A 19,013-nucleotide genomic window follows, 5' to 3' on the forward strand; every position below is an offset into this window, starting at 1 on the left:
TCAGCCCCAGCGGCTGATCACGTCGCGCGGCGGCTGCCCGGTGGCCAGCGCCGCCATCATCAGCACCCGCGCCTGGCTCGGCCGCAGGTGGGGGACCATCACCGCACCGGCCTTCACCATGTCGTCACCGGGACCGTATTCGGCGATGACCTCCCCGGTCGGGACGCGGCTGGAGATCCCGAAGGCCACGCCGGCTGGCGCGTGCCGGCGTACCGCGTCCACCACACCGTCACCGGCGTTGCCGGATCCCAGTGCCTCCAGGACGATTCCGCGGGCTCCCGCGGCCACGGCTGCGTCGATGGGGCCTGGGCCGTCGCCGGGGTAGGCCGCGACCACGTTGACCCGTGGTGCACTGACCGCAGGCACCTCACCGAGGAACGGCCGCTGCGCGGGGTGGTCCAGCGTGAAGGTGTTCTCGGCCACGGACCCGATCGGCGGGGTGCCGCCGAATGCGTGGAGATCCTGCGTGTTCACCTTGTGGGTCCCCAGCGCCTGAAAGACGTCGCCGGCGAACATGATCATCACGCCCTGGTCGCGGGCGGCGGGGCTGGACGCCACGGTCAGCGCGTCCCTCAGGTTGGTCGGCCCGTCAGCATCCGGGGCGTCGGAGCTGCGCTGCGCCCCGGTCAGCACTATCGGGGCCGGCCCGTTGTAGGTGACGTCCAGCCACATTGCGGTGTCTTCCATGGTGTCGGTGCCGTGGGTGATGACCACGCCGGAAGCGCCGTCGGCCAGCGCTTTCTTGGCTGCCGCCCCGATCACATCCCAGTCTGCCGGGGTGAGCTGTGAACTGTCCTTCTTCATGACATCCATGACCTGGACGTCGAGGCCGGCCGCCAGATCGGCGCCGCTGACGGTCGGGCGGCGCACGCCGTTGGCGTCGGTGCTCGTCGCGATGGTTCCGCCGGTGGTGATCACCACGACCCGGCCCGCCGCCGGTTCGCCCTTGGCGTTGTCCGGGTTTGTCGTCGCGTCGGTCGAGTTCGTGTTGGTCGAACATGCGGCCATCAGCGCGACGGCGAGAAGGAGTGTGCCCATCACCAGTGGCGACCGGGTCAGCCGGGCTTTGAAGTGGGTCATGGGGCAGACGCTACGGCGATAGACGAGTATGCACCGGACTTTTGGCTGCTCATACCGGTTTAGGGCAGCGCAGGCTTGCCATTGCTGCGACGATGGAGCTATGTCGGCCGCGCACGCCTGCAGTGTTCTCGGGCGTCGGACGTGTGCCCTGCTGGCCGTGAGTTCGGCGGGGCTGCACGTGGTGATGCTCGGTGCGACCGTCAATCCGGTGGCCGCTGCGGTGCTGGCGGCGATGATCGTGGGTTGTCTGTACTGCGCCGCTCACCTGTGGCGCAGTGGCACCCCGGCAGTCTGGTGCACCATCGGTTTGATGAGCCTGGCGATGATCGCCCTGCACACCCCGATGCCCGTTCATCACCATGGCGTGACGGCTCCCGCTCAGACCTCGGCGATGATGACGACGGCGACGCTGCTGGCTCTGCTCGAGGTGGTCATCGCCGCGGCTGTGTTGACCTACTGCACCCGGCGCCGCTCGGTGATCAGCCCGTCGGTGGGATGAACTGGCTCAGGACCAGCGGCGCGCCTTGCGGGTCCTTGATCACAGCGGTGTTCGTCCACTCGGTGTCGGCGCTGGAAACCACGGCGGCGCCGAGCTTTTCGGCCAGCGCGACCGAATCATCGCGGTTTGCCACAGCGAATACCACCTGCCAGTGCTCGGGCTGTGCCTCGTCGGACAACTGCCCCGTCCAGGCGATCGCGTCGGAGAATCCGGGCGGGGTGCCCGCGGTGGCGTGACGTTCCTTGATCCCGGGGTCGACGCCTGCGGCCAGATGGTCGCCATATCCCGGACGGCGGATCATCGCCGCGGCGCCGTCGACGTCGAACTCCCAGTTGAACAATGGCGCGTAGAAGGCCGCCGCGGCCTGCGGGTCGGTGGTCTGCAGATTGCTGAAATTCCAGGCGCCGGGAACATTGACCAGCTGGGCACCGAGGCGCCGGCGGGGTTGCCACAGCTTGAAGTGCGCACCACGGGGATCGACGCAGCCGGCCTGCCGCCCACCGGGTCCGGCGTCGACAGGCCCGCTCGTCACCGTCCCGCCCGCGGCCGTCACCGCCTCGGCCGTCGTATCCGCATCGGCAACCGCGACATAGGTGTTCCAGGTGATCTCGTCCCCGGTGTGTGCAGACGCGATCGCCGCCACATCGTGACCGTCCAGGGTGGCGATCAGGTAGGTCTCCTCGGCCTCCTCCGGCAGCACGTTCTCGAACGTCCAGCCGAACAGCCGGCCGTAAAAGTCCTGGGCGGCAGCCACATCCTGCTGGTCGGTGTCCACCCAGCAGGGGACACCGGGTGGGTAGGTCCTTGCCTCGGTCATCTGCCCATCGTCGCATCTCAGGTGCTCAGAACCACTGACCGAACTTGCGGATGTAGATGGTCTTCATGGTCTGTGCGACCACGCAGTAGGCCACCAACGTCGCGACGAGCCATCCGAAGTACGCCCACGGCAGGGGCTGCAATCCGACGGCAGCCCCCAGTGGTGAGAACGGGATCAGGATGCCGAGCACGCAGACCGCCCCGGTCGTCAGCAGCACCGGCAACGTGGCGGTGCTCTGGATGAACGGGATCTTCCGGGTGCGCAGCATGTGTACGACGAGGGTCTGCGAGAGCAGGCTTTCGATGAACCAGCCCGACTGGAACAGCGATTGCATCTCGGGCGAGTTGGCCGCGAAGACGTACCACATCACGGCGAAGGTGGTGATGTCGAAGATCGACGACGTCGGTCCCATCCAGATCATGAACCGGCCGATGTTCCTGGCATCCCACTTGCGCGGCTTGAGCAGAAACTCCTTGTCCATGCGGTCCCACGGCAACGCCAGCTGGGAGATGTCGTACAGCAGGTTCTGGATCAGCAGGTGGATCGCGAGCATCGGCAGGAAGGGGATGAAGGCGCTGGCCACCAGCACCGAGAACACATTGCCGAAGTTCGAGCTGGCGGTCATGTTCAGGTATTTGATGATGTTGCCGAAGGTCTCGCGGCCCTTGACCACACCCTCTTCGAGCACCATCAGGCTCTTCTCGAGCAGGATGATGTCCGCCGATTCCTTGGCGATGTCGGTGCCGGTGTCGACCGAGATGCCCACATCCGCATCGCGCAGCGCGGGTGCGTCGTTGATGCCGTCGCCCAGGAAACCGACCGTGTGCCCGTTGGCCTGAAGGGCCCGCAGCACCCGGGACTTCTGTAGCGGCGTCAGTTTCGCGAAAACGGTTGTGTCGTCGACGACTCGTCGCAGTGCGTCGTCGTCGAGGGTGTCGATCTGGGAGCCGAGGATGGGCTGCCCGGGATCGAGTCCCACCTCGTGGCAGATCTTGGCGCTGACGATCTCGTTGTCACCGGTGAGAACTTTCACGGTGACGCCGTGCTCGGCCAGCGCCGTGATGGCAGGCGCGGCCGTGTCTTTCGGCGGATCGAGGAAGGTGAGAAAGCCGCGAACGACGAGGTCCTTCTCATCCTCGATGCGGTACCGGTGCGTGCGCTCGATGCGCGGGATCTCTCGGGTGGCCACCAGCAGCACCCGGAACCCGTCGCGGTTGTAGTCGCGCGCGGTCTCGGCGAGTGCCTCGCGGTCGGCTGCGGTGAGCGGCCGGCACGCTGCGCCGTCCCACACCTGGGTCGACACGGCGAGCATCTCCTCGACCGCCCCCTTGCAGACCATCAGGTGATTCCGGTCGACGTCGGCCACGACAACCGACAGCCGGCGTCGCTCGAAGTCGAACGGAAGTTCGTCGACCTTGCGGTATGCCGACGCGGCGACCAGCGCTTCGGGTGTGTCTTCGGCGAAGTGCAGGACGGCACGGTCCATCAGATTCTTGACGCCGCTCTGGTGAAAGCTGTTGAGCCAGGCCAGGGTGAGCACGTTGTCGTCCCGATCGCCCCTGATGTCCGCGTGATGCTCGAGGATGATCCGGTCCTGGGTGAGCGTGCCGGTCTTGTCGGTGCACAGCACATCCATCGCGCCGAAGTTCTGGATCGCGTTGAGGCGCTTGACCACGACCTTGCGACGGGACAATGCGACGGCACCCTTGGCGAGATTGGACGAGACGATCATCGGCAGCATTTCCGGGGTGAGCCCTACCGCGACGGCGAGCGCGAACAGGAACGCCGAGGGCCAGTCGCCTTTGGTGAAACCGTTGATCAGCAACACGATCGGCACCATCACCGACATGAAGCGGATCAGCAGCCAGCTCACGCTGTTGACGCCCCGGTCGAAGGCCGTCTCCGCGCGGGAGCCCACGACCGCCTTGGCCAGCGACCCGAAATAGGTGTGTACGCCGGTCGATACGACGACTGCCGTGGCCGTGCCACTGACCACGTTGGTGCCCATGAAGCAGATGCCGGGCAGGTCGAGCGGGTCGGACTCGTCGTCGGCGACCGCGGTGTCGTACTTCTCCACCGGCAGGGCCTCACCGGTCAGTGCTGCCTGGCTGACGAACAGATCGCGAGAATCGATCAGGCGCAGGTCGGCAGGGACCAGGTCGCCGGCCGTCAGTTGCACGATGTCACCGGTGACGATCTGCGCCATCGGGATCTCCATGAGTTCCGGGGTGGCATCCGGGCTGGCTCGGCGTCGGACGGTCGCGGTGGTCCGGACCATCGCCTTGAGCGTTTCGGCGGCCTTTCCCGAGCGGTATTCCTGCCAGAACCGCAGCAGGGCGCTGAGCGCGACCATGGTCACGATGATCGAGACGCCGGTGTAGTCCGCGTCCTGTCCGTCCCGGATCGGGAGGTAGATGTCGGTCACCGAGCTGATGGCGGCCAGCACCACGAGTACCGCGATGAACGGGTTCTTGAAGGCCTCCAGGAGCTGGAGGAACGCGGGTGGCGTCTTGTCGTGGGCGACCTCGTTGGGGCCGTCGCCGGCCAGGCGTTCGGCGGCATCCTCGACGGTCAGGCCGTCGAGGTGGCCTCTCACATTCGCCAGCGTGACGGTCAGGTCGTTGTGTGCTTCAGCGGCTGCGCGCAGGGACAGGGTGCGGCCGTCGTGCGTGGTGGGCGCCAGGGCGGTTTGGTCGACAGCGGTATCCATCTGGTTGTTCCCGTCGGTGGTGAGCGCGCACCACAAGTCACACCGAATCGCCTGGAGGAGGGTCGATTCGGTGGACTTGAAGTGGTGCGCGGAATGAAAGGTGTTCGGATCGAATTGATTTGGGCTGCCCGCTCACCGAGCGGTGTGCGAGCCGCCGCCCAGGGACGCGGTCAGGACCGCGACCGGGGTGCTGTTCATCCTCAGGTTGTGCCGCTCCTGCGGAGTCAGCGACGCACGCGTGTGGATCCACGCGATGGGGCCCTTCACCACGCTTTGGGCATGACGAAGAAAGGTGTTGCGCTGCATCGGATCATCTCCAGTTCAATCGGAGCTCTCCGCGTCGATACTCATGCGGCGGCCGGCCACCGCGGGTGTTTCGGGGTGGCGGATCTACGCGGGCATCGACAGCGGAAAGATGTTTATGGACAGACGTTTTCGAATCGGACTGGGATACGGACTGTCACTCGACGTCATGTCGTCGTCACCTCCTCGCTGTCGGGCGCGCGGCGCGCCGCTGGTCTGACGCAATCGTCAGATGCAACGCTGAAGAGGAAGTTGGGCACATGGCCGAACGCGCCGACTGGCGCGAGCACTTCCTCATCAGAGCTTTGGCACTACACGACGTGTCCCACCGCAGGTGGGAAGCCACTTCGGGTCATCCCTTAGGCCGGGAAGACCTGTCCTAACCCTGGGCGTCTCTCGACGTCGTCGGATCAGTGGCCTGTGTTCGTGTAGGAGCCTCACCTAACGAAGCGCGGTTTTCATTAGAGACCTTACACGAGGCAATTGTCAACACGTTTCGCTGCGAGATGTCTTCGCCAAATCGGTTGTGTCAGTGCGGCAATGGCACATCGAGCCTCGGGCGTGACGGCCGTCACCGGAAGTCTCCCGGCGTTTCCGCGGGATTCGCCCCAGAATCGGCAGGGCAGCGGGCTTTGCGGTTGCCTGTGCGCACCCGCCGGATGTGTTGTGATGTGCCTATGCCTGAGCAAAGTCCCGAGCCTGTTGCCGGCGAGGACGAGCAAAAGCCACCGGCAATCACTGCACGCGCAATCGCCATGCACGGTCCCTGGGGCCCGGTGTACGGGCCTGTCGATCTCGACATCGACGAAGGTGGCGTTACGGTACTGGTCGCGCCGGCAGGCACCGGGCGCACCGCATTACTGATGACGCTGGCTGGGCGGATGAAGACAGCGCGCGGTCAGCTGACCGTATTCGGGCGCACCCGGGCCACCGACATCTTCCGGCGCGCGGCTCTGGCCGGGATCGATGAACTCGACACGGTGTCCGAGTCGGTGACGGTGCGCGACCTGGTGACCGAGCAGCGCCGGTGGGACGCGCCGTGGTACACCCTGGTGGGCCGGGCCGACGAAGACGCACTGGCCGCCATGTGCGCGCCGGTGTTCGGTGATCTGCCGTTGCCATCGCTGACGGCGTACTTCGACGGGCTCACCGAGCTCGACCAGATCCTGCTGCGGATCGCGCTGGCCAACACCGCCACCCCGCCGCTGCTGGTGGTCGGCAACCTCGACCACCTCACCGACGACCGCAATCGCGACATCCTGCTGGGACGGCTGTTCGCGCTGGGGGAGAGGCAGACCGTGATCACCGCGACGGTCAACGGCGTGCCCGGCCATCTGGTCTCGGCGGTCCGTGCCCAGGTGGCAGTGCCCAACACCACGCTGGCCGACCTGGCCGGTTCGCAGAAAGGTGGCGAGTAGCCGTGCTAGCCGGAATGTCGTTGGGCACCGACCTCAAACGATTCTCGCGCGGCACGATGCCGCGGATCGCGCTCGTGACGGTCATCCTGCTGCCGCTGTTGTACGGCGCGATGTACCTGTGGGCGTTCTGGAACCCGTTCGGTGAGGTGAACAAGGTTCCGGTGGCGCTGGTGAACGAAGATCAGGGCGCCGTCGCGGAGGGACAACAGATCAAGGCCGGGGACGAGGTCTCCGATGCGTTGGTGGATTCGGGTCAGCTTCAGCTGCACCGGGTTTCGGCGCAGGAGGCGGCCGACGGTGTGGCCGACGGAAAGTACTACTTCTCGATCACGCTGCCGCAGGACTTCAGCACCAGCATCACGTCACCCTCGGGCGGCTCGCCACACCAGGCCAGCGTGCGCTTCACGTTCAACGACGCGAACAACTACCTGGGCTCGATCATCGGCCAGAATGCCGCCCGTGAGGTGATCAACCAGATCAACGCCAAGATCGGCGAACGTACGCTCGGCACCGTGCTGACCGGGCTGACCGATGCCGGAACAGGACTGGTGAAGGCGGCCGACGGCGCGCAGCAGCTGGCCACCGGCAGCGCGGCGGCCAATGACGGCGCGCACCGGTTGTCCACCGGCGCCGACGCCCTGACGGCGGGCCTGGTCACCGCGCGCGACGGGTCCGCGCAGCTGGCCGCGGGCACCAGGCAGCTGTCGACTGCGGTCGACACCGCGACCGATCCGCTGCTCACGGTGCTGGACCGGGTCAGCGGACTCGGCCTGGACCCCAACGAGGTCGGCATGGCCGCACAGCGGCTGTCGGGTGCGGTGCGCTCGACCACCGATCGGATCGCGGCGCTGAACATCGATCAGGCCCAGGCTGCGGCCATCGTCGACCAGGCAGTCGGGTTCCTGCGCAACAACCCGGATCCCGCGGTCCGTGACACCGGGGAGTTCCTGGCCGGTGCACAACGGCTACTGCAGGCTCGCGGGCTCGATCCCACCACCGACGAGGGCCTGATCCGGTTGCGTGACAACGCCACCCAGTTGGAGAACGAGCTGGGCGACCCGAACAGCAAGCTGCGGGTCTTCATCACCAAAGCGGTCACCGGCGGGTTGCGCTCCGACGTCGTCAAATTGCGCGACGGGGCGCACCAACTCAACAGCGGCGCCCAGCGGCTCAACACCGGTCTGGTGCAACTGGCCAACGGTGGGCGCCAACTATCCAGCGGGGCAGGAGAACTGGCGGCCGGCACGGCAAAGCTTCAGGCCGGCAATCAGCAATTGGCCACAGCGCTCAAGGAGGGCTCTACCCAGGTCCCGTCGTGGACCCCGCAGCAGCGCACCGACGTGGCGCGGACCCTGGCCGCACCCGTGGCACTGGACATCCAGACGCACAATCCGGCCGCCACGTTCGGTACCGGTTTCGCGCCGTTCTTCCTGCCGCTGGCCCTGTTCATCGGCGCGCTCATCATCTGGATGTTGTTGAAGCCCTTGCAGTCCCGTCCGGTGGTCAACGGTCTGGGGGCGCTGCGGGTGGTGCTGGCCTCCTACTGGCCTGCCCTGCTGATCGTGTTCTGCCAGGTCGTGGTGATGTATGCGGTGGTGCATTTCGGGGTGGGCCTGCAGGCGAGATACCCGCTGTCGACCGTGGCGTTCCTGCTGTTGGTGGCGGGCACCTTCCTGGCCTTGATCCAGGCGTTCAACGCCCTGTTCGGGGTGTCGGTGGGCCGGGTGGTGACGCTGGCCTTCCTGATGCTGCAACTGGTCTCGGCCGGCGGCATCTATCCGGTGGAGACCACCGCCAAACCGTTCCAGATACTGCACCCGGTCGATCCGATGACCTACGCGGTCAACGGTCTTCGTCAGCTGATCGTGGGCGGGATCGATTCCCGGCTGTGGATCGCGATCGCGGTGCTGCTCGGTGTGCTGGTGGTGTCGCTGGCCGCCAGTTCGTGGGCCGCGCGAAGAGACCGGCAGTACACCATGGACAGGTTGCACCCGCCGATCGAAGTGTGAGTCATCGAGACTCACACCAGGGACAAATCCGGCGCCGATTTTTGTCCCTCATGTGAGTCTCGGCGGGGTTCAGAGCCCGATGCGCCGGTAACGCTCCAGCCGGGTCTGCAATCGCTGCTCGGCGGGCACGGCGCGCAGCGCGAAAAGCTCGCCGGCGATGGCCGCCGACAGTCTCGCGGTGAATGCCCGTGGCTCGTCGGCGGCATCGGGATGTTCAGGCACGATCGCGTCGGCGATACCGGCCCGGACCAGATCCACAGATCGAACCCCTTGCGCGGCAGCCAGTTCGGCGGCATGTGCGGTGTCACGGTAGACGATCGCACTGGCGCCCTCGGGTGGCAGAGGGGCCAGCCAGCCGTTGGCGGCGGCCAGTACCCGGTCGGCGGGCACCATCGCCAGCGCAGGCCCGCCGCTGCCCTGACCCATCAGCACCGACACCGTCGGGGTGTCCAGCGTGACCAGTTCGGCCAGGCAGCGGGCGATCTCACCGGCCAGCCCACCCTGCTCGGCCTCGATGGACAGGGCCGGGCCCGGGGTGTCGATCACCAGCACCAGCGGCAGCTGCAGTCCGGCCGCCAACGCCATGCCCCGCCGGGCCTCACGCAGGGCGCCGGGCCCGACCAGTCCACCCTCACTGCGGCGCTGACCGACCACCACCGCGGGCTGCCCGCCGAAGCGGGCCAGCGCCAGCAGCATCGTCGCGGCCTCGCCGCGTTCGGTCCCGGAGAGCAGCACCCGGTCCGTGGCGCCGCGCCGCAACAGGTATCCGACGCCGGGACGGTCGGGCCGCCGCGAGGCCTGCACCGATTCCCAGGCAGGCACGTCGGGCAGTGGTTCCGGCGCCTCGGCGGCGGGGGGTGGGACAGGAGTGTCCAAAACCACCCGCAGCGTGCGGTCCAGGGTGTCGCGCAGCAGCGCGAGCGGCACCACCCCGTCGATGACGCCGTGGGCGTGGAGGTTCTCGGCGGTCTGCACACCGGCGGGGAAAGGCTCGCCGTACAGGTGCTCGTACACCCGCGGACCGAGGAAGCCGATCAGGGCGCCGGGCTCGGCGGCGGTGACGTGCCCCAGCGAACCCCAGGAGGCGAAGACGCCGCCGGTGGTGGGGTGGCGCAGATACACCAGGTAGGGCAGGTGGGCCTGCTTGTGCAGTTCGACGGCTGCGGCGATCTTGACCATCTGCAGGAATGCGACAGTGCCTTCCTGCATGCGGGTTCCGCCCGAGCTCGGGGAGGCCAGCAGCGGCAGCCGCTCTGCTGTGGCTCTCGTCACGGCGGCGGTGATCCGTTCGGCGGCGGCCACCCCGATGGACCCGGCCAGGAAGTCGAACTCGCAGGCCACCACGGCCACGCGGCGGCCGAAGATGGTTCCTTCGCCGGTCAGCACGGATTCGTCGAGCCCGGTCTTTGCCGACGCTTCGGCCAGTTCTCGCTGGTAATCCTCAGAACGGGCGATCTCAAGAGGTGGGGTGTCCCAGCTCTGGAACGAGCCCTCGTCGAGCACTGCATCACGAAGCGCGCGGGCGCCGATCCGACTCACGGCTTGAGCGTATATAGGCTGGCCACATGATTGGTGTGACCAGAGACGGCAATGTCCTGACCCTGGAACTGCAACGCGAGGAGCGGCGCAACGCGCTGAACTGCGAGCTTGTCGACAGCCTGCGCGAGGCGGTGGAGAGCGCCGCGTCCGAGGACGTGCGGGCCATCGTGCTGACCGGCGCCGGCCCGGTGTTCAGCTCCGGAGCTGACCTCACCGATGCGGCAGGCATGGCCGAGAAGCTTCCCGACAAGGCGTTGGCGCTGAACCTGGCGATCGACAAGGTTCCGGTGCCGGTCATCGGCGCGATCAACGGCCCGGCGATCGGCGCGGGTGTGATCCTCTCGATGATCTGCGACCTGCGTGTTGTCGCCCCCAACGCCTACTTCCAGTTCCCCGTCGCGAAGTACGGCCTGGCCTTGGACAACTGGAGCATCCGCAGGCTGACCTCGCTGGTCGGCTACGGCCGGGCGCGGGGCATGCTGCTCGGCGCCGAGCGGCTCACCGCGGAGACCGCGCTGCAGACCGGCATGGCCAACCGCATCGGGACGTTGGCCGACGCGCAGAAGTGGGCCGCCGAGCTCGCCGGCTTCGCCCCGCTGGCGCTGCAGCACGCCAAGCGGGTGCTCAACGACGACGGCGCCTACGAGGAGTCGTGGCCCGCCCACAAGGAGCTGTTCGACAAGGCGTGGGCCAGCCAGGACGTCATCGAAGCCCAGGTGGCCCGGATCGAGAAGCGGCCCCCGAACTTCAACGGGGCCTGACATGCTCGGCGCTGCGCTGCGGTTGGGTGCCAGGTCGGTGTCACTGCTGGCCGGCGGGTGGTTGTTGCGCGCGCTGAGCGGGACCTATGCCTCGGTCGGGGCCCTGCCCCGCGACATCCGCCCGGTGGCGCAGCGGTCCCTGCAGTACGCCGACGGGGTGTTCGTCAACATCGAGCCGGCCTCTCCCGGCGTCACCATGAGCCGGGAAGAGTGGCGCATGCTGATCAGCGAGATGTTCAGCTCGCGTTCGGCCAGCCGGCCGCCGGGGCCGATCCCGCTGGCCGATCCCGCTGAAAATGAAGCCGGGGAGTCCGTATCCCCATGTGCGGTGTCCTGGTACGGGCACTCCACCGCGCTGGTCGAGATCGACGGGTACCGGGTGCTGACCGATCCAGTGTGGAGCCGTCGCTGTTCGCCGTCGCGCGTGGTGGGACCACAGCGGCTGCACGAACCGCCGGTGCCGCTGGAGGCACTGCCTGCTGTCGATGCCGTGGTGATCAGCCACGATCACTACGACCACCTGGACATCGAGACCGTGCTGGGTCTGGCCCGCACCCAGCGGGCACCGTTCGTGGTGCCGTTGGGGATCGGCGCGCACCTGCGCAAGTGGCGGATACCGGAAGACCGCATCATCGAGCTGGACTGGAACGAGAGCCACCGGATCGGCGAGCTGACCCTGGTGTGCACGCCGGCCCGGCACTTCTCCGGCCGGCTGTTCCAGCGCAACACCACGCTGTGGGCCTCGTGGGCCTTCATCGGTCCGCAGCACCGGGCGTTCTTCGGCGGGGATACCGGCTACACCAAGAGCTTCTCCGAAATCGGTTCGGAATACGGTCCTTTCGATCTGACCCTGTTGCCGGTCGGGGCCTACCACCCGAGCTGGCCCGACATCCACATGAATCCGGAGGAAGCGGTGCGCGCCCACCTGGACGTCACCGATTCCGGGCTGCTGGTGCCGGTCCACTGGGCGACGTTCCGGCTGGCCCCCCACCCGTGGGCCGATCCGGTGCGACGGTTGCTGACGGCGGCCGACCCGGCCGGGGTGCAGATCGCCGTGCCGCGGCCCGGGCAACGGGTGGACGCCGAGTCTGCGGCACTCGATCCGTGGTGGGAGTTTTAACCGCCCACGGATGGCAAACTGACGTCTGAGCACCACGACTGAGACGGGACGAGGACTCTGCGCGCATGACGACGATCAATGTCACTGGTCTCACCGAAGCCGAGGTGGCCCAGCGGGTCGCCGAGGGCAAGAGCAACGATGTCCCGACGCGTGCTGCGCGCAGCATCTCGGACATCATCCGCGGCAACGTGTTCACCCGGATCAACGCGATTCTGGGTGTGCTGTTCCTGATCGTGATGTCGACCGGGTCGGTCATCAACGGCGCGTTCGGCCTGTTGATCATCGCCAACAGCGCGATCGGCATCATTCAGGAGGTCCGGGCCAAACAGACCCTGGACAAGCTGGCCATCGTCGGGCAGGCCAAGCCCACGGTCCGTAGGGAATCCGGTAGTCGCGCAGTGCTGCCCAGTGAGGTGGTGCTCGACGACATCATCGAACTCGGGCCCGGCGATCAGATCGTGGTGGACGGCGAGGTCATCGAGGAATCCAACCTTGAGGTCGACGAGTCATTGCTGACCGGTGAGGCCGATCCGATCGTCAAAGAGGTTGGCGAGGCGGTGATGTCGGGCAGTTTCGTGGTGGCGGGCTCCGGTGCGTACCGGGCGACCAAGGTGGGGCATGAGGCCTACGCCGCGAAGCTGGCCGAGGAGGCGTCCAAGTTCACCCTGGTGAAATCCGAACTGCGCAACGGCATCAACAAGATCCTGCAGTTCATCACCTACCTGCTGGTGCCTGCCGGCCTGCTCACCATCTACACCCAGCTGTTCACCACCCACGCCGACTGGCAGGACGCGGTGCTGCGCATGGTAGGTGCGCTGGTGCCGATGGTCCCAGAAGGTCTGGTGCTGATGACGTCGATCGCGTTCGCGGTCGGCGTGGTGCGGCTGGGCCGGCGCCAGTGCCTGGTCAACGAGCTTCCCGCGATCGAAGGCCTGGCCCGCGTCGATGTGGTGTGTGCGGACAAGACCGGCACGCTCACCGAAAACGGCATGCGTGTCAGTGATTTGAAGCACTGCCACGCGGACCGGCAAGACGATGTCGCTCAGGTATTGGCGCAGCTGGCCGCAGATGACGCGCGTCCCAACGCAAGCATGGTGGCCATCGCCGAAGCCTTCGCGACGTCGCCGGGTTGGACGGCCACCGCGACGGCTCCGTTCAAGTCGGCCACCAAGTGGAGTGGTGCGTCCTACGGCGAGCACGGCAACTGGGTGATCGGTGCCCCGGACGTATTGCTGGACTCGGGCTCGCCGGTGGCCGAGCAGGCCGAGGAGATCGGCGCCCAGGGACTGCGGGTGCTGCTGGTGGGGTCTTCGGATCTGGCGGTCGACGCGCCGCAGGCTCCAGGCACCGTCACGCCCGTCGCGTTGGTGGTGCTCGAGCAGCGGATCCGGCCGGACGCCGGCGACACCCTCGACTACTTTGCTTCCCAGCATGTTTCGGTGAAGGTGATCTCCGGAGACAACGCCGTTTCGGTGGGTGCGGTGGCAGGAAAGCTCGGCCTGCACGGCGAGACGCTCGATGCCCGGCAGTTGCCCCACGAACCGGAGCAGTTGGCCGACGCGCTGGAGGAGTACACCACGTTCGGCCGCGTGCGCCCGGATCAGAAGCGGGCCATGGTGCACGCCCTGCAGTCGCGCGGGCACACGGTGGCCATGACGGGGGACGGCGTCAACGACGTGCTGGCACTCAAGGACGCCGATATCGGCGTCGCGATGGGCTCGGGTAGCTCGGCGTCGCGTGCGGTGGCGCAGATCGTGTTGTTGGACAACAAGTTCGCCACTCTGCCCTATGTGGTCGGCGAGGGCCGCCGGGTGATCGGCAACATCGAGCGGGTTTCGAACCTGTTTCTCACCAAGACCGTCTACTCGGTGCTGCTGGCGATCCTGGTGGGGTTCGCCGGACTGTCTGCTGAATGGTTCGGTACCGATCCGCTGTTGTTCCCGTTCCAGCCGATCCACGTCACCATCGCGGCCTGGTTCACCATCGGCATCCCGGCCTTCATCCTGTCGCTGGCCCCGAACAACGAGCGCGCCCACTCGGGTTTCGTGCGCCGGGTGATGACGGCGGCGCTCCCGTCTGGACTGGTGGTCGGCACCGCAACGTTCGTCTCCTACCTGGTGGCCTATCAGGGCCGGGAGGCCAGCGCGGTGGAGCAGACCCAGGCCTCGACCGCGGCGCTGATCACGTTGCTGGTGTCCTCGTTGTGGGTGCTTTCGGTGGTGGCACGGCCGTATGAGTGGTGGCGCGTGGCCCTGGTCGCGGGCTCGGGCCTGGCGTATGTGCTGATTTTCTGTTTGCCGCTGGCTCAGCGTCTGTTCATGCTGGATCCGTCGAATCTCAAGGTCACCGGGATCGCGCTCGGCATTGGCCTGGTCGGAGCCGGGTTGATCGAGGTGTTGTGGTGGGTGCAGGGTGCGGTGCTGGGGGAGAAACGCCGGTTGTGGAGATAGCTGGCAGCGAGCACAATGTGCGAGGTTCGGTTGAACACCGAGAAGGTATCGAGAGATAGGGTGGGCTGATGGGATTCCTGGACAAGGCCAAGGACCTTTTGTCGCAGAACGCTGACAAGGTCGAGCAGGCCATCGAAAAGGCCGGCGACATCGTCGACGAGAAGACGCAGGGCAAGTACAGCCAGCATGTCGACAAGGCGCAGGAAGCGGCGAAGAACGCCATCAACAAGGAAGAACCGCAGCAGTAACTTATGGCTAAATTGTCTGTCTCCGTCGATGTTCCGTTGCCGCCGGAGAAGGCGTGGGAGTACGCCTCAGATCTGTCCCGTTACGACGAGTGGCTCAGCATCCACCGGGCCTGGCGCTCGAAGTTGCCCGAAACCCTGGAAAAGGGCACGGTCATCGACTCGATTGTCGAGGTCAAAGGCATGTTGAACCGGGTGAAGTGGACGCTGGTGAGCTACAAGCCGCCGCAGTCCCTGACCCTCAACGGCGACGGCCGTGGCGGGGTGAAGGTCAAGCTGATCGGAAAGATCACCCCGGCCTCGGTGGACGGCGGTGAGGGCGCGAAAGTGTCCTTCGACGTGCACCTCGGTGGTCCGGCCCTGTTCGGGCCGATCGGCATGGTGGTGGCGGCCGCGCTCAAGGGCGATATCCAGCAGTCGCTCAACAAGTTCAAGGCGCTGTACGCGACTTCGTAGTGTCTGTCGCGAGCAGTCTCCCGTAGGCGGGAGACTGCTCGCACTACAGGGTGAGCAACACCAAGATCGCCACGATCGAGCCCAAAGCGGCCGCGCCGTAGCTGCAGATTGCGATCGCCCGATCGAAGCGGCCGAGTTTCAGGCCATGCTCGAGCATGAAGCGGAACCGGTGGGCCCAGTGGAACAACCCCAGCACAAAGATGCCGGCCAGCACGACCCTGGTCAGGGGATTGCCCACCACTGCCGACAGGTGGGCCTGATCGGGCCAGTCGAGCAGGCCGAGCGGGAACACCACGCCGAACAGCAGCATCAGCACCGGCAGCGTCAGCGCGGTCACCATGCCGCCGGCCGAGAACAACAGCCAGAAGAACGGTTCCGGCGTCCGGCGGGCCGGGGCGTTCATGTCAGCACCACCCATGCGATCACCGCCGAGACGACAAGCCATGCGGCGTAATGCCCGGCAAGCACCGCGCCCGCGGGCACCTGCCTGCCCCGCAGGTGCACGACCATCGCGCGCGGCGCCAGGCTGAACCAGGTCACGGTGTGCAACAACAGGAATGCCAGCACCAGCAGGTTCAGCGCGATCACCAGCGGATGTCTGCTGAAGTTCTGGAACCACTCGTGGCGCCCGCTGCCGAGCGCCCAGACCAGCAATCCCAGGTACACCACCGACCAGGCCACGGCCTTACAACTGGCCTCACGCAGCATGTACCGCAGGTAGGAACGCCGTCTGGTCCACCACAAGAGCGGCACGGGCTGCCGGTAGGTCGTCATCGGGCGGCCCTCGGGAGCAGCAGGCTCTTCGCCGAATGCGTTGCGGCCGTGAGCTTGTAGCGCTGGATCGCGCCGGCGGGATCGACGCCCTTGGGGCAGGCCACCGAGCATTCACCGACGTACGTGCACGCCCACGCGCCGTCGGCGGCGGACAGCACATCGCGCCGGTCGTCCTCGCCTTCGTCGCGGGAATCGAGGTTGTACCGCTGGGCCAATGCGATCGCCGCGGGTCCCAGGAAATCCGGGTCCAGCGCGTAGACCGGACATGCCGAGTAGCACAGCATGCAGTTGATGCACATGCTGAACTTCTTGAACTCGTCGAGTTCTGCTGGGGTTTGGCGGTATTCGACATCCTCGGCCGGTGCGTCGTCGTCGCGGATGATCCACGGCTTGACCCGGGGGAGCTTGGTCATGAAGTCGCTGATGTCGACGACGAGATCGCGGATCACCGGGAAGTTGCGCATGGGCTCCACCCGTACCGGCTCGGGCAGATAGTCGACGAGAAAGGTGGCGCACGCCAGCTTCGGGTCACCGTTGATCGTCATCCCGCAACTGCCGCAGATCCCCATCCGGCAGGACCACCGGAAGCTCAACGTGCCGTCGAGCCGGTCTTTGATGTAGTTCAGTCCGTCCAGTACCGCCCACTCCCGGGTGAGCGGAACGTCGTAGGCCTGGAGCACCGGCTCGCTGTCGGTTTCAGGCCGATACCGGGCCACTTCCATGACAATTCGGTCAGCCATGTCATCTCCCGTAGACGCGTTCGCCCGGCGGCCAGCGGGTGATGGTGACCGGCAGGTAGTCGATCCGTGCTGAGCCGTCGGGCTCTCGATAGGCCATGGTGTGGGCGAGGAAGTGCTCGTCGTCGCGGTTGGGGAAATCGGTCCGCTGGTGCGCGCCGCGGGATTCGGTGCGGTGCGAGGCCGATTCGATGATCGTCTGGGCGATGTCGAGCATTCCCGACAGCTCCAGAAATGCCGGCAGTTCCGTGTTGAAGGTGTGGCTGTGATCGTCGATGCCGGCATCGACGAAGCGCTCCTGCAGTTCGCTCACCTGCGCGGCCGCCTTGGCCAGGGTGGGGCCGTCGCGGTAGATGCCTGCGGCCGTCTCCAGCACGCTCTGCATGTCGGTGCGGATGTCGGCGATGCGTTCGCCGTCGCTTTCGGCGCGCCGGCCGAGGTCGTGTTCCAGCCGCTGCTCCTCGGTGCGGGCCTGTGTCTGCACCGAGGCGGGAGCCGTACCGGCCGCGGACACGTACTCGGCCGCCGCGCATCCGACCCTGGCGCCGAACACCAGCAGCTCGGGCAGTGAGTTCGAACCCAGCCGATTGGCTCCGTTGATGCTGACGCACGCGGTCTCGCCGGCGGCGTAGAGCCCGGGAAGTGTTGTTGCACCGTTGATGTCGGTGTGAACGCCGCCCATCATGTAGTGCACGACGGGTCGTACCGGCACCAGCTCCGAGACCGGGTCGATGTGCTGATAGTCGCGACACAGTTCCCGGACGAACGGCAGCTTGGCGTCGATGAGCTTGGCGCCCAGGTGCCTCAGGTCCAGGTAAACCACAGGACCATAGTGGGTTTCGTCGGTGCGGCCGTTGTCCAGCTCATGGACGAACGCCTGTGAAAGCCGATCTCTGGGGCCGAGTTCCATGCTGCGCAGTTTGGGTTCGGGCGTGGGTGTGCCCAGGTCGTAGTCCTGCAGGTACCGGTATCCGTCCTTGTTGAGCAGCCATCCCCCCTCGGCGCGGGCGGCCTCGGTGATCAGGATCCCGGTGAACGGCAACCCGGTTGGGTGGTACTGCACGAATTCCATGTCCTTCAGCGGTGCTCCGGCCCGAAACGCCAACGCCATGCCGTCGCCGGTCTTGATGTTGGCGTTGGTGGTGAACGGGAACACCCGGCCGCATCCGCCGGTGCACATGATCACCGCGTCGGCCAGGATGGTCTCGATCCGTCCGGTGGCCAGCTCGATCGCAACCAGGCCGCGCACCACGCCGTCGTCGACGAGCAGTTTGGTGGCGAACCATTCGTCGTAACGGGCGATCCCCGGGTAGGACAGCACGCGCTGGAACAAGGTGTGCAGCAGGTGGAATCCGGTCTTGTCGGCGGCGAACCAGGTGCGCAGCTTCTTCATTCCGCCGAAGGCGCGAACAGCGATGTGCCCGTCCGGTGTACGGCTCCACGGACAGCCCCAGTGCTCGAGTTGCATGAGCTCACGGGGTGCTTCGGCGACGAATGCCTCGACGGCGTCCTGATCGCACAGCCAATCCCCGCCGGAGATCGTGTCGTAGGCGTGTTCGTCGATGCTGTCGTCGGCCCCGGCTACAGCGGCCGCGCCGCCTTCGGCCGATACGGTGTGGCTGCGCATCGGATACACCTTCGACACGATGGCCACGGATAGGCGCGGGTCGGTTTCGGCGATGGCGATCGCGGCGCGCAGACCGGCGCCGCCCCCGCCGATCACCACGATGTCGTGTGAGGCCGTCATCGGCTGATCTCAGACTTCGAAGGCCTCATGTTCGCGGCAGCGCTCGTCTCGGAGGACCTTGCCGTCGTGCCTGATGGTGCGGATGCTCACGCAGCCGTCGTGGTAGGTGTGGCGAGTCTCGCGGCAGCCGCAGGCGAACGTGAAGTCGTCGAAGCTCAGGCCGTCGTCGTCATCCTCGATATGGTGGTCGCCCTGGGTGGTGCGCCCGCAGGGCGCCTTCTGGCTGGGGAAATGCGTCGTTGTGGCGGTCATCAGTCCGCCTCCTCGGGTCCGGCTAAGTGATCCAGATCACATCAGCGTAGGCCTGAACAGGCCCGCCCGTCTATCGCTGTGCCGGCCGTGCGTCCA

Annotated in this window: 18 protein-coding genes and 1 riboswitch; of the genes, 8 read left to right on the forward strand and 10 right to left on the reverse strand. The window is 66.6% G+C overall.

The features are described 5' to 3' along the window. Positions 1-1,080 carry an asparaginase gene (locus ACNQR1_RS07800; RefSeq protein ID WP_418045272.1) on the reverse strand — a complete coding sequence of 360 codons (1,080 nt, stop codon included), beginning with the start codon at positions 1,078-1,080 and terminating at the stop codon, positions 1-3. A gap of 100 nt (positions 1,081-1,180) precedes the next feature. Between ACNQR1_RS07800 and ACNQR1_RS07805 the strand changes: the two genes are divergently transcribed. Next, positions 1,181-1,579, forward strand: a complete 399-nt coding sequence (locus ACNQR1_RS07805; RefSeq protein WP_418045274.1) for a hypothetical protein — start codon at positions 1,181-1,183, stop codon at positions 1,577-1,579. Here ACNQR1_RS07805 and ACNQR1_RS07810 read toward each other — a convergent pair. The 3 genes from ACNQR1_RS07810 to ACNQR1_RS07820 all read right to left on the reverse strand — a co-directional run bounded on the left by ACNQR1_RS07810 (position 1,560) and on the right by ACNQR1_RS07820 (position 5,412). Beyond that, complete coding sequence (locus ACNQR1_RS07810) at positions 1,560-2,396, reverse strand: VOC family protein (RefSeq protein WP_418045276.1); 837 nt, start codon at positions 2,394-2,396, stop codon at positions 1,560-1,562. The two genes, ACNQR1_RS07805 and ACNQR1_RS07810, sit on opposite strands and share 20 nt — an antisense overlap. Positions 2,397-2,421: 25 nt before the next feature. Continuing rightward, a complete protein-coding gene (gene mgtA, locus ACNQR1_RS07815; RefSeq protein WP_418045278.1) occupies positions 2,422-5,106 on the reverse strand; it encodes a magnesium-translocating P-type ATPase in 2,685 nt (894 codons plus the stop codon). A gap of 132 nt (positions 5,107-5,238) precedes the next feature. Beyond that, positions 5,239-5,412: a hypothetical protein gene (locus ACNQR1_RS07820; protein WP_418045280.1), complete on the reverse strand. Its 174-nt coding sequence runs from the start codon at positions 5,410-5,412 to the stop codon at positions 5,239-5,241. A gap of 280 nt (positions 5,413-5,692) precedes the next feature. Further along, a riboswitch (M-box (ykoK) riboswitch) is annotated at positions 5,693-5,865 on the reverse strand. A gap of 221 nt (positions 5,866-6,086) precedes the next feature. Here ACNQR1_RS07820 and ACNQR1_RS07825 point away from each other — a divergent pair. Beyond that, a complete protein-coding gene (locus ACNQR1_RS07825; RefSeq protein ID WP_418045282.1) occupies positions 6,087-6,827 on the forward strand; it encodes an ATP-binding cassette domain-containing protein in 741 nt (246 codons plus the stop codon). Between the two features lie 14 nt (positions 6,828-6,841). Continuing rightward, a complete protein-coding gene (locus ACNQR1_RS07830) occupies positions 6,842-8,836 on the forward strand; it encodes a YhgE/Pip family protein (RefSeq protein ID WP_418050313.1) in 1,995 nt (664 codons plus the stop codon). Between the two features lie 69 nt (positions 8,837-8,905). On the opposite strand, the gene ACNQR1_RS07835 is transcribed toward ACNQR1_RS07830, so the two are convergent. After that, positions 8,906-10,375, reverse strand: coding sequence for a carboxyl transferase domain-containing protein (locus tag ACNQR1_RS07835; protein ID WP_418045284.1), 1,470 nt, complete (start codon positions 10,373-10,375; stop codon positions 8,906-8,908). 26 nt (positions 10,376-10,401) lie between these two features. On the opposite strand from ACNQR1_RS07835, the gene ACNQR1_RS07840 reads away from it, so the two are divergent. The 5 genes from ACNQR1_RS07840 to ACNQR1_RS07860 all read left to right on the forward strand — a co-directional run bounded on the left by ACNQR1_RS07840 (position 10,402) and on the right by ACNQR1_RS07860 (position 15,407). Further along, complete coding sequence (locus tag ACNQR1_RS07840) at positions 10,402-11,136, forward strand: enoyl-CoA hydratase (RefSeq protein ID WP_418045286.1); 735 nt, start codon at positions 10,402-10,404, stop codon at positions 11,134-11,136. A gap of 1 nt (position 11,137) precedes the next feature. Beyond that, complete coding sequence (locus ACNQR1_RS07845; RefSeq protein WP_418045288.1) at positions 11,138-12,256, forward strand: MBL fold metallo-hydrolase; 1,119 nt, start codon at positions 11,138-11,140, stop codon at positions 12,254-12,256. A 65-nt stretch (positions 12,257-12,321) separates the two neighbouring features. Continuing rightward, positions 12,322-14,706, forward strand: coding sequence for a cation-translocating P-type ATPase (locus ACNQR1_RS07850; RefSeq protein ID WP_418045290.1), 2,385 nt, complete (start codon positions 12,322-12,324; stop codon positions 14,704-14,706). A 68-nt stretch (positions 14,707-14,774) separates the two neighbouring features. After that, on the forward strand, positions 14,775-14,954 hold the full coding sequence (locus ACNQR1_RS07855) for an antitoxin (protein WP_418045292.1): 180 nt from the start codon (positions 14,775-14,777) through the stop codon (positions 14,952-14,954). Positions 14,955-14,957: 3 nt separating this feature from the next. Continuing rightward, positions 14,958-15,407, forward strand: coding sequence for an SRPBCC family protein (locus ACNQR1_RS07860; protein ID WP_418045294.1), 450 nt, complete (start codon positions 14,958-14,960; stop codon positions 15,405-15,407). Between the two features lie 43 nt (positions 15,408-15,450). On the opposite strand, the gene frdD is transcribed toward ACNQR1_RS07860, so the two are convergent. The 5 genes from frdD to ACNQR1_RS07885 are packed head-to-tail and all read right to left on the reverse strand — an operon-like array spanning position 15,451 to position 18,917. Continuing rightward, a complete protein-coding gene (frdD, locus tag ACNQR1_RS07865) occupies positions 15,451-15,810 on the reverse strand; it encodes a fumarate reductase subunit FrdD (RefSeq protein WP_418045296.1) in 360 nt (119 codons plus the stop codon). Continuing rightward, positions 15,807-16,181: a fumarate reductase subunit C gene (locus ACNQR1_RS07870; RefSeq protein ID WP_418045298.1), complete on the reverse strand. Its 375-nt coding sequence runs from the start codon at positions 16,179-16,181 to the stop codon at positions 15,807-15,809. The genes frdD and ACNQR1_RS07870 overlap by 4 nt, the downstream gene beginning before the upstream one ends. Continuing rightward, positions 16,178-16,921, reverse strand: a complete 744-nt coding sequence (locus ACNQR1_RS07875; protein ID WP_418045300.1) for a succinate dehydrogenase/fumarate reductase iron-sulfur subunit — start codon at positions 16,919-16,921, stop codon at positions 16,178-16,180. The genes ACNQR1_RS07870 and ACNQR1_RS07875 overlap by 4 nt, the downstream gene beginning before the upstream one ends. A gap of 1 nt (position 16,922) precedes the next feature. Next, on the reverse strand, positions 16,923-18,665 hold the full coding sequence (frdA, locus tag ACNQR1_RS07880) for a fumarate reductase (quinol) flavoprotein subunit (RefSeq protein WP_418045302.1): 1,743 nt from the start codon (positions 18,663-18,665) through the stop codon (positions 16,923-16,925). A gap of 9 nt (positions 18,666-18,674) precedes the next feature. Beyond that, positions 18,675-18,917, reverse strand: coding sequence for a hypothetical protein (locus ACNQR1_RS07885; RefSeq protein WP_044521792.1), 243 nt, complete (start codon positions 18,915-18,917; stop codon positions 18,675-18,677). Between the last annotated feature and the right edge of the window lie 96 nt (positions 18,918-19,013).

The sequence above is a fragment of the Mycobacterium sp. 48b genome, from assembly GCF_048282725.1.
Taxonomy (GTDB): Bacteria; Actinomycetota; Actinomycetes; order Mycobacteriales; family Mycobacteriaceae; genus Mycobacterium.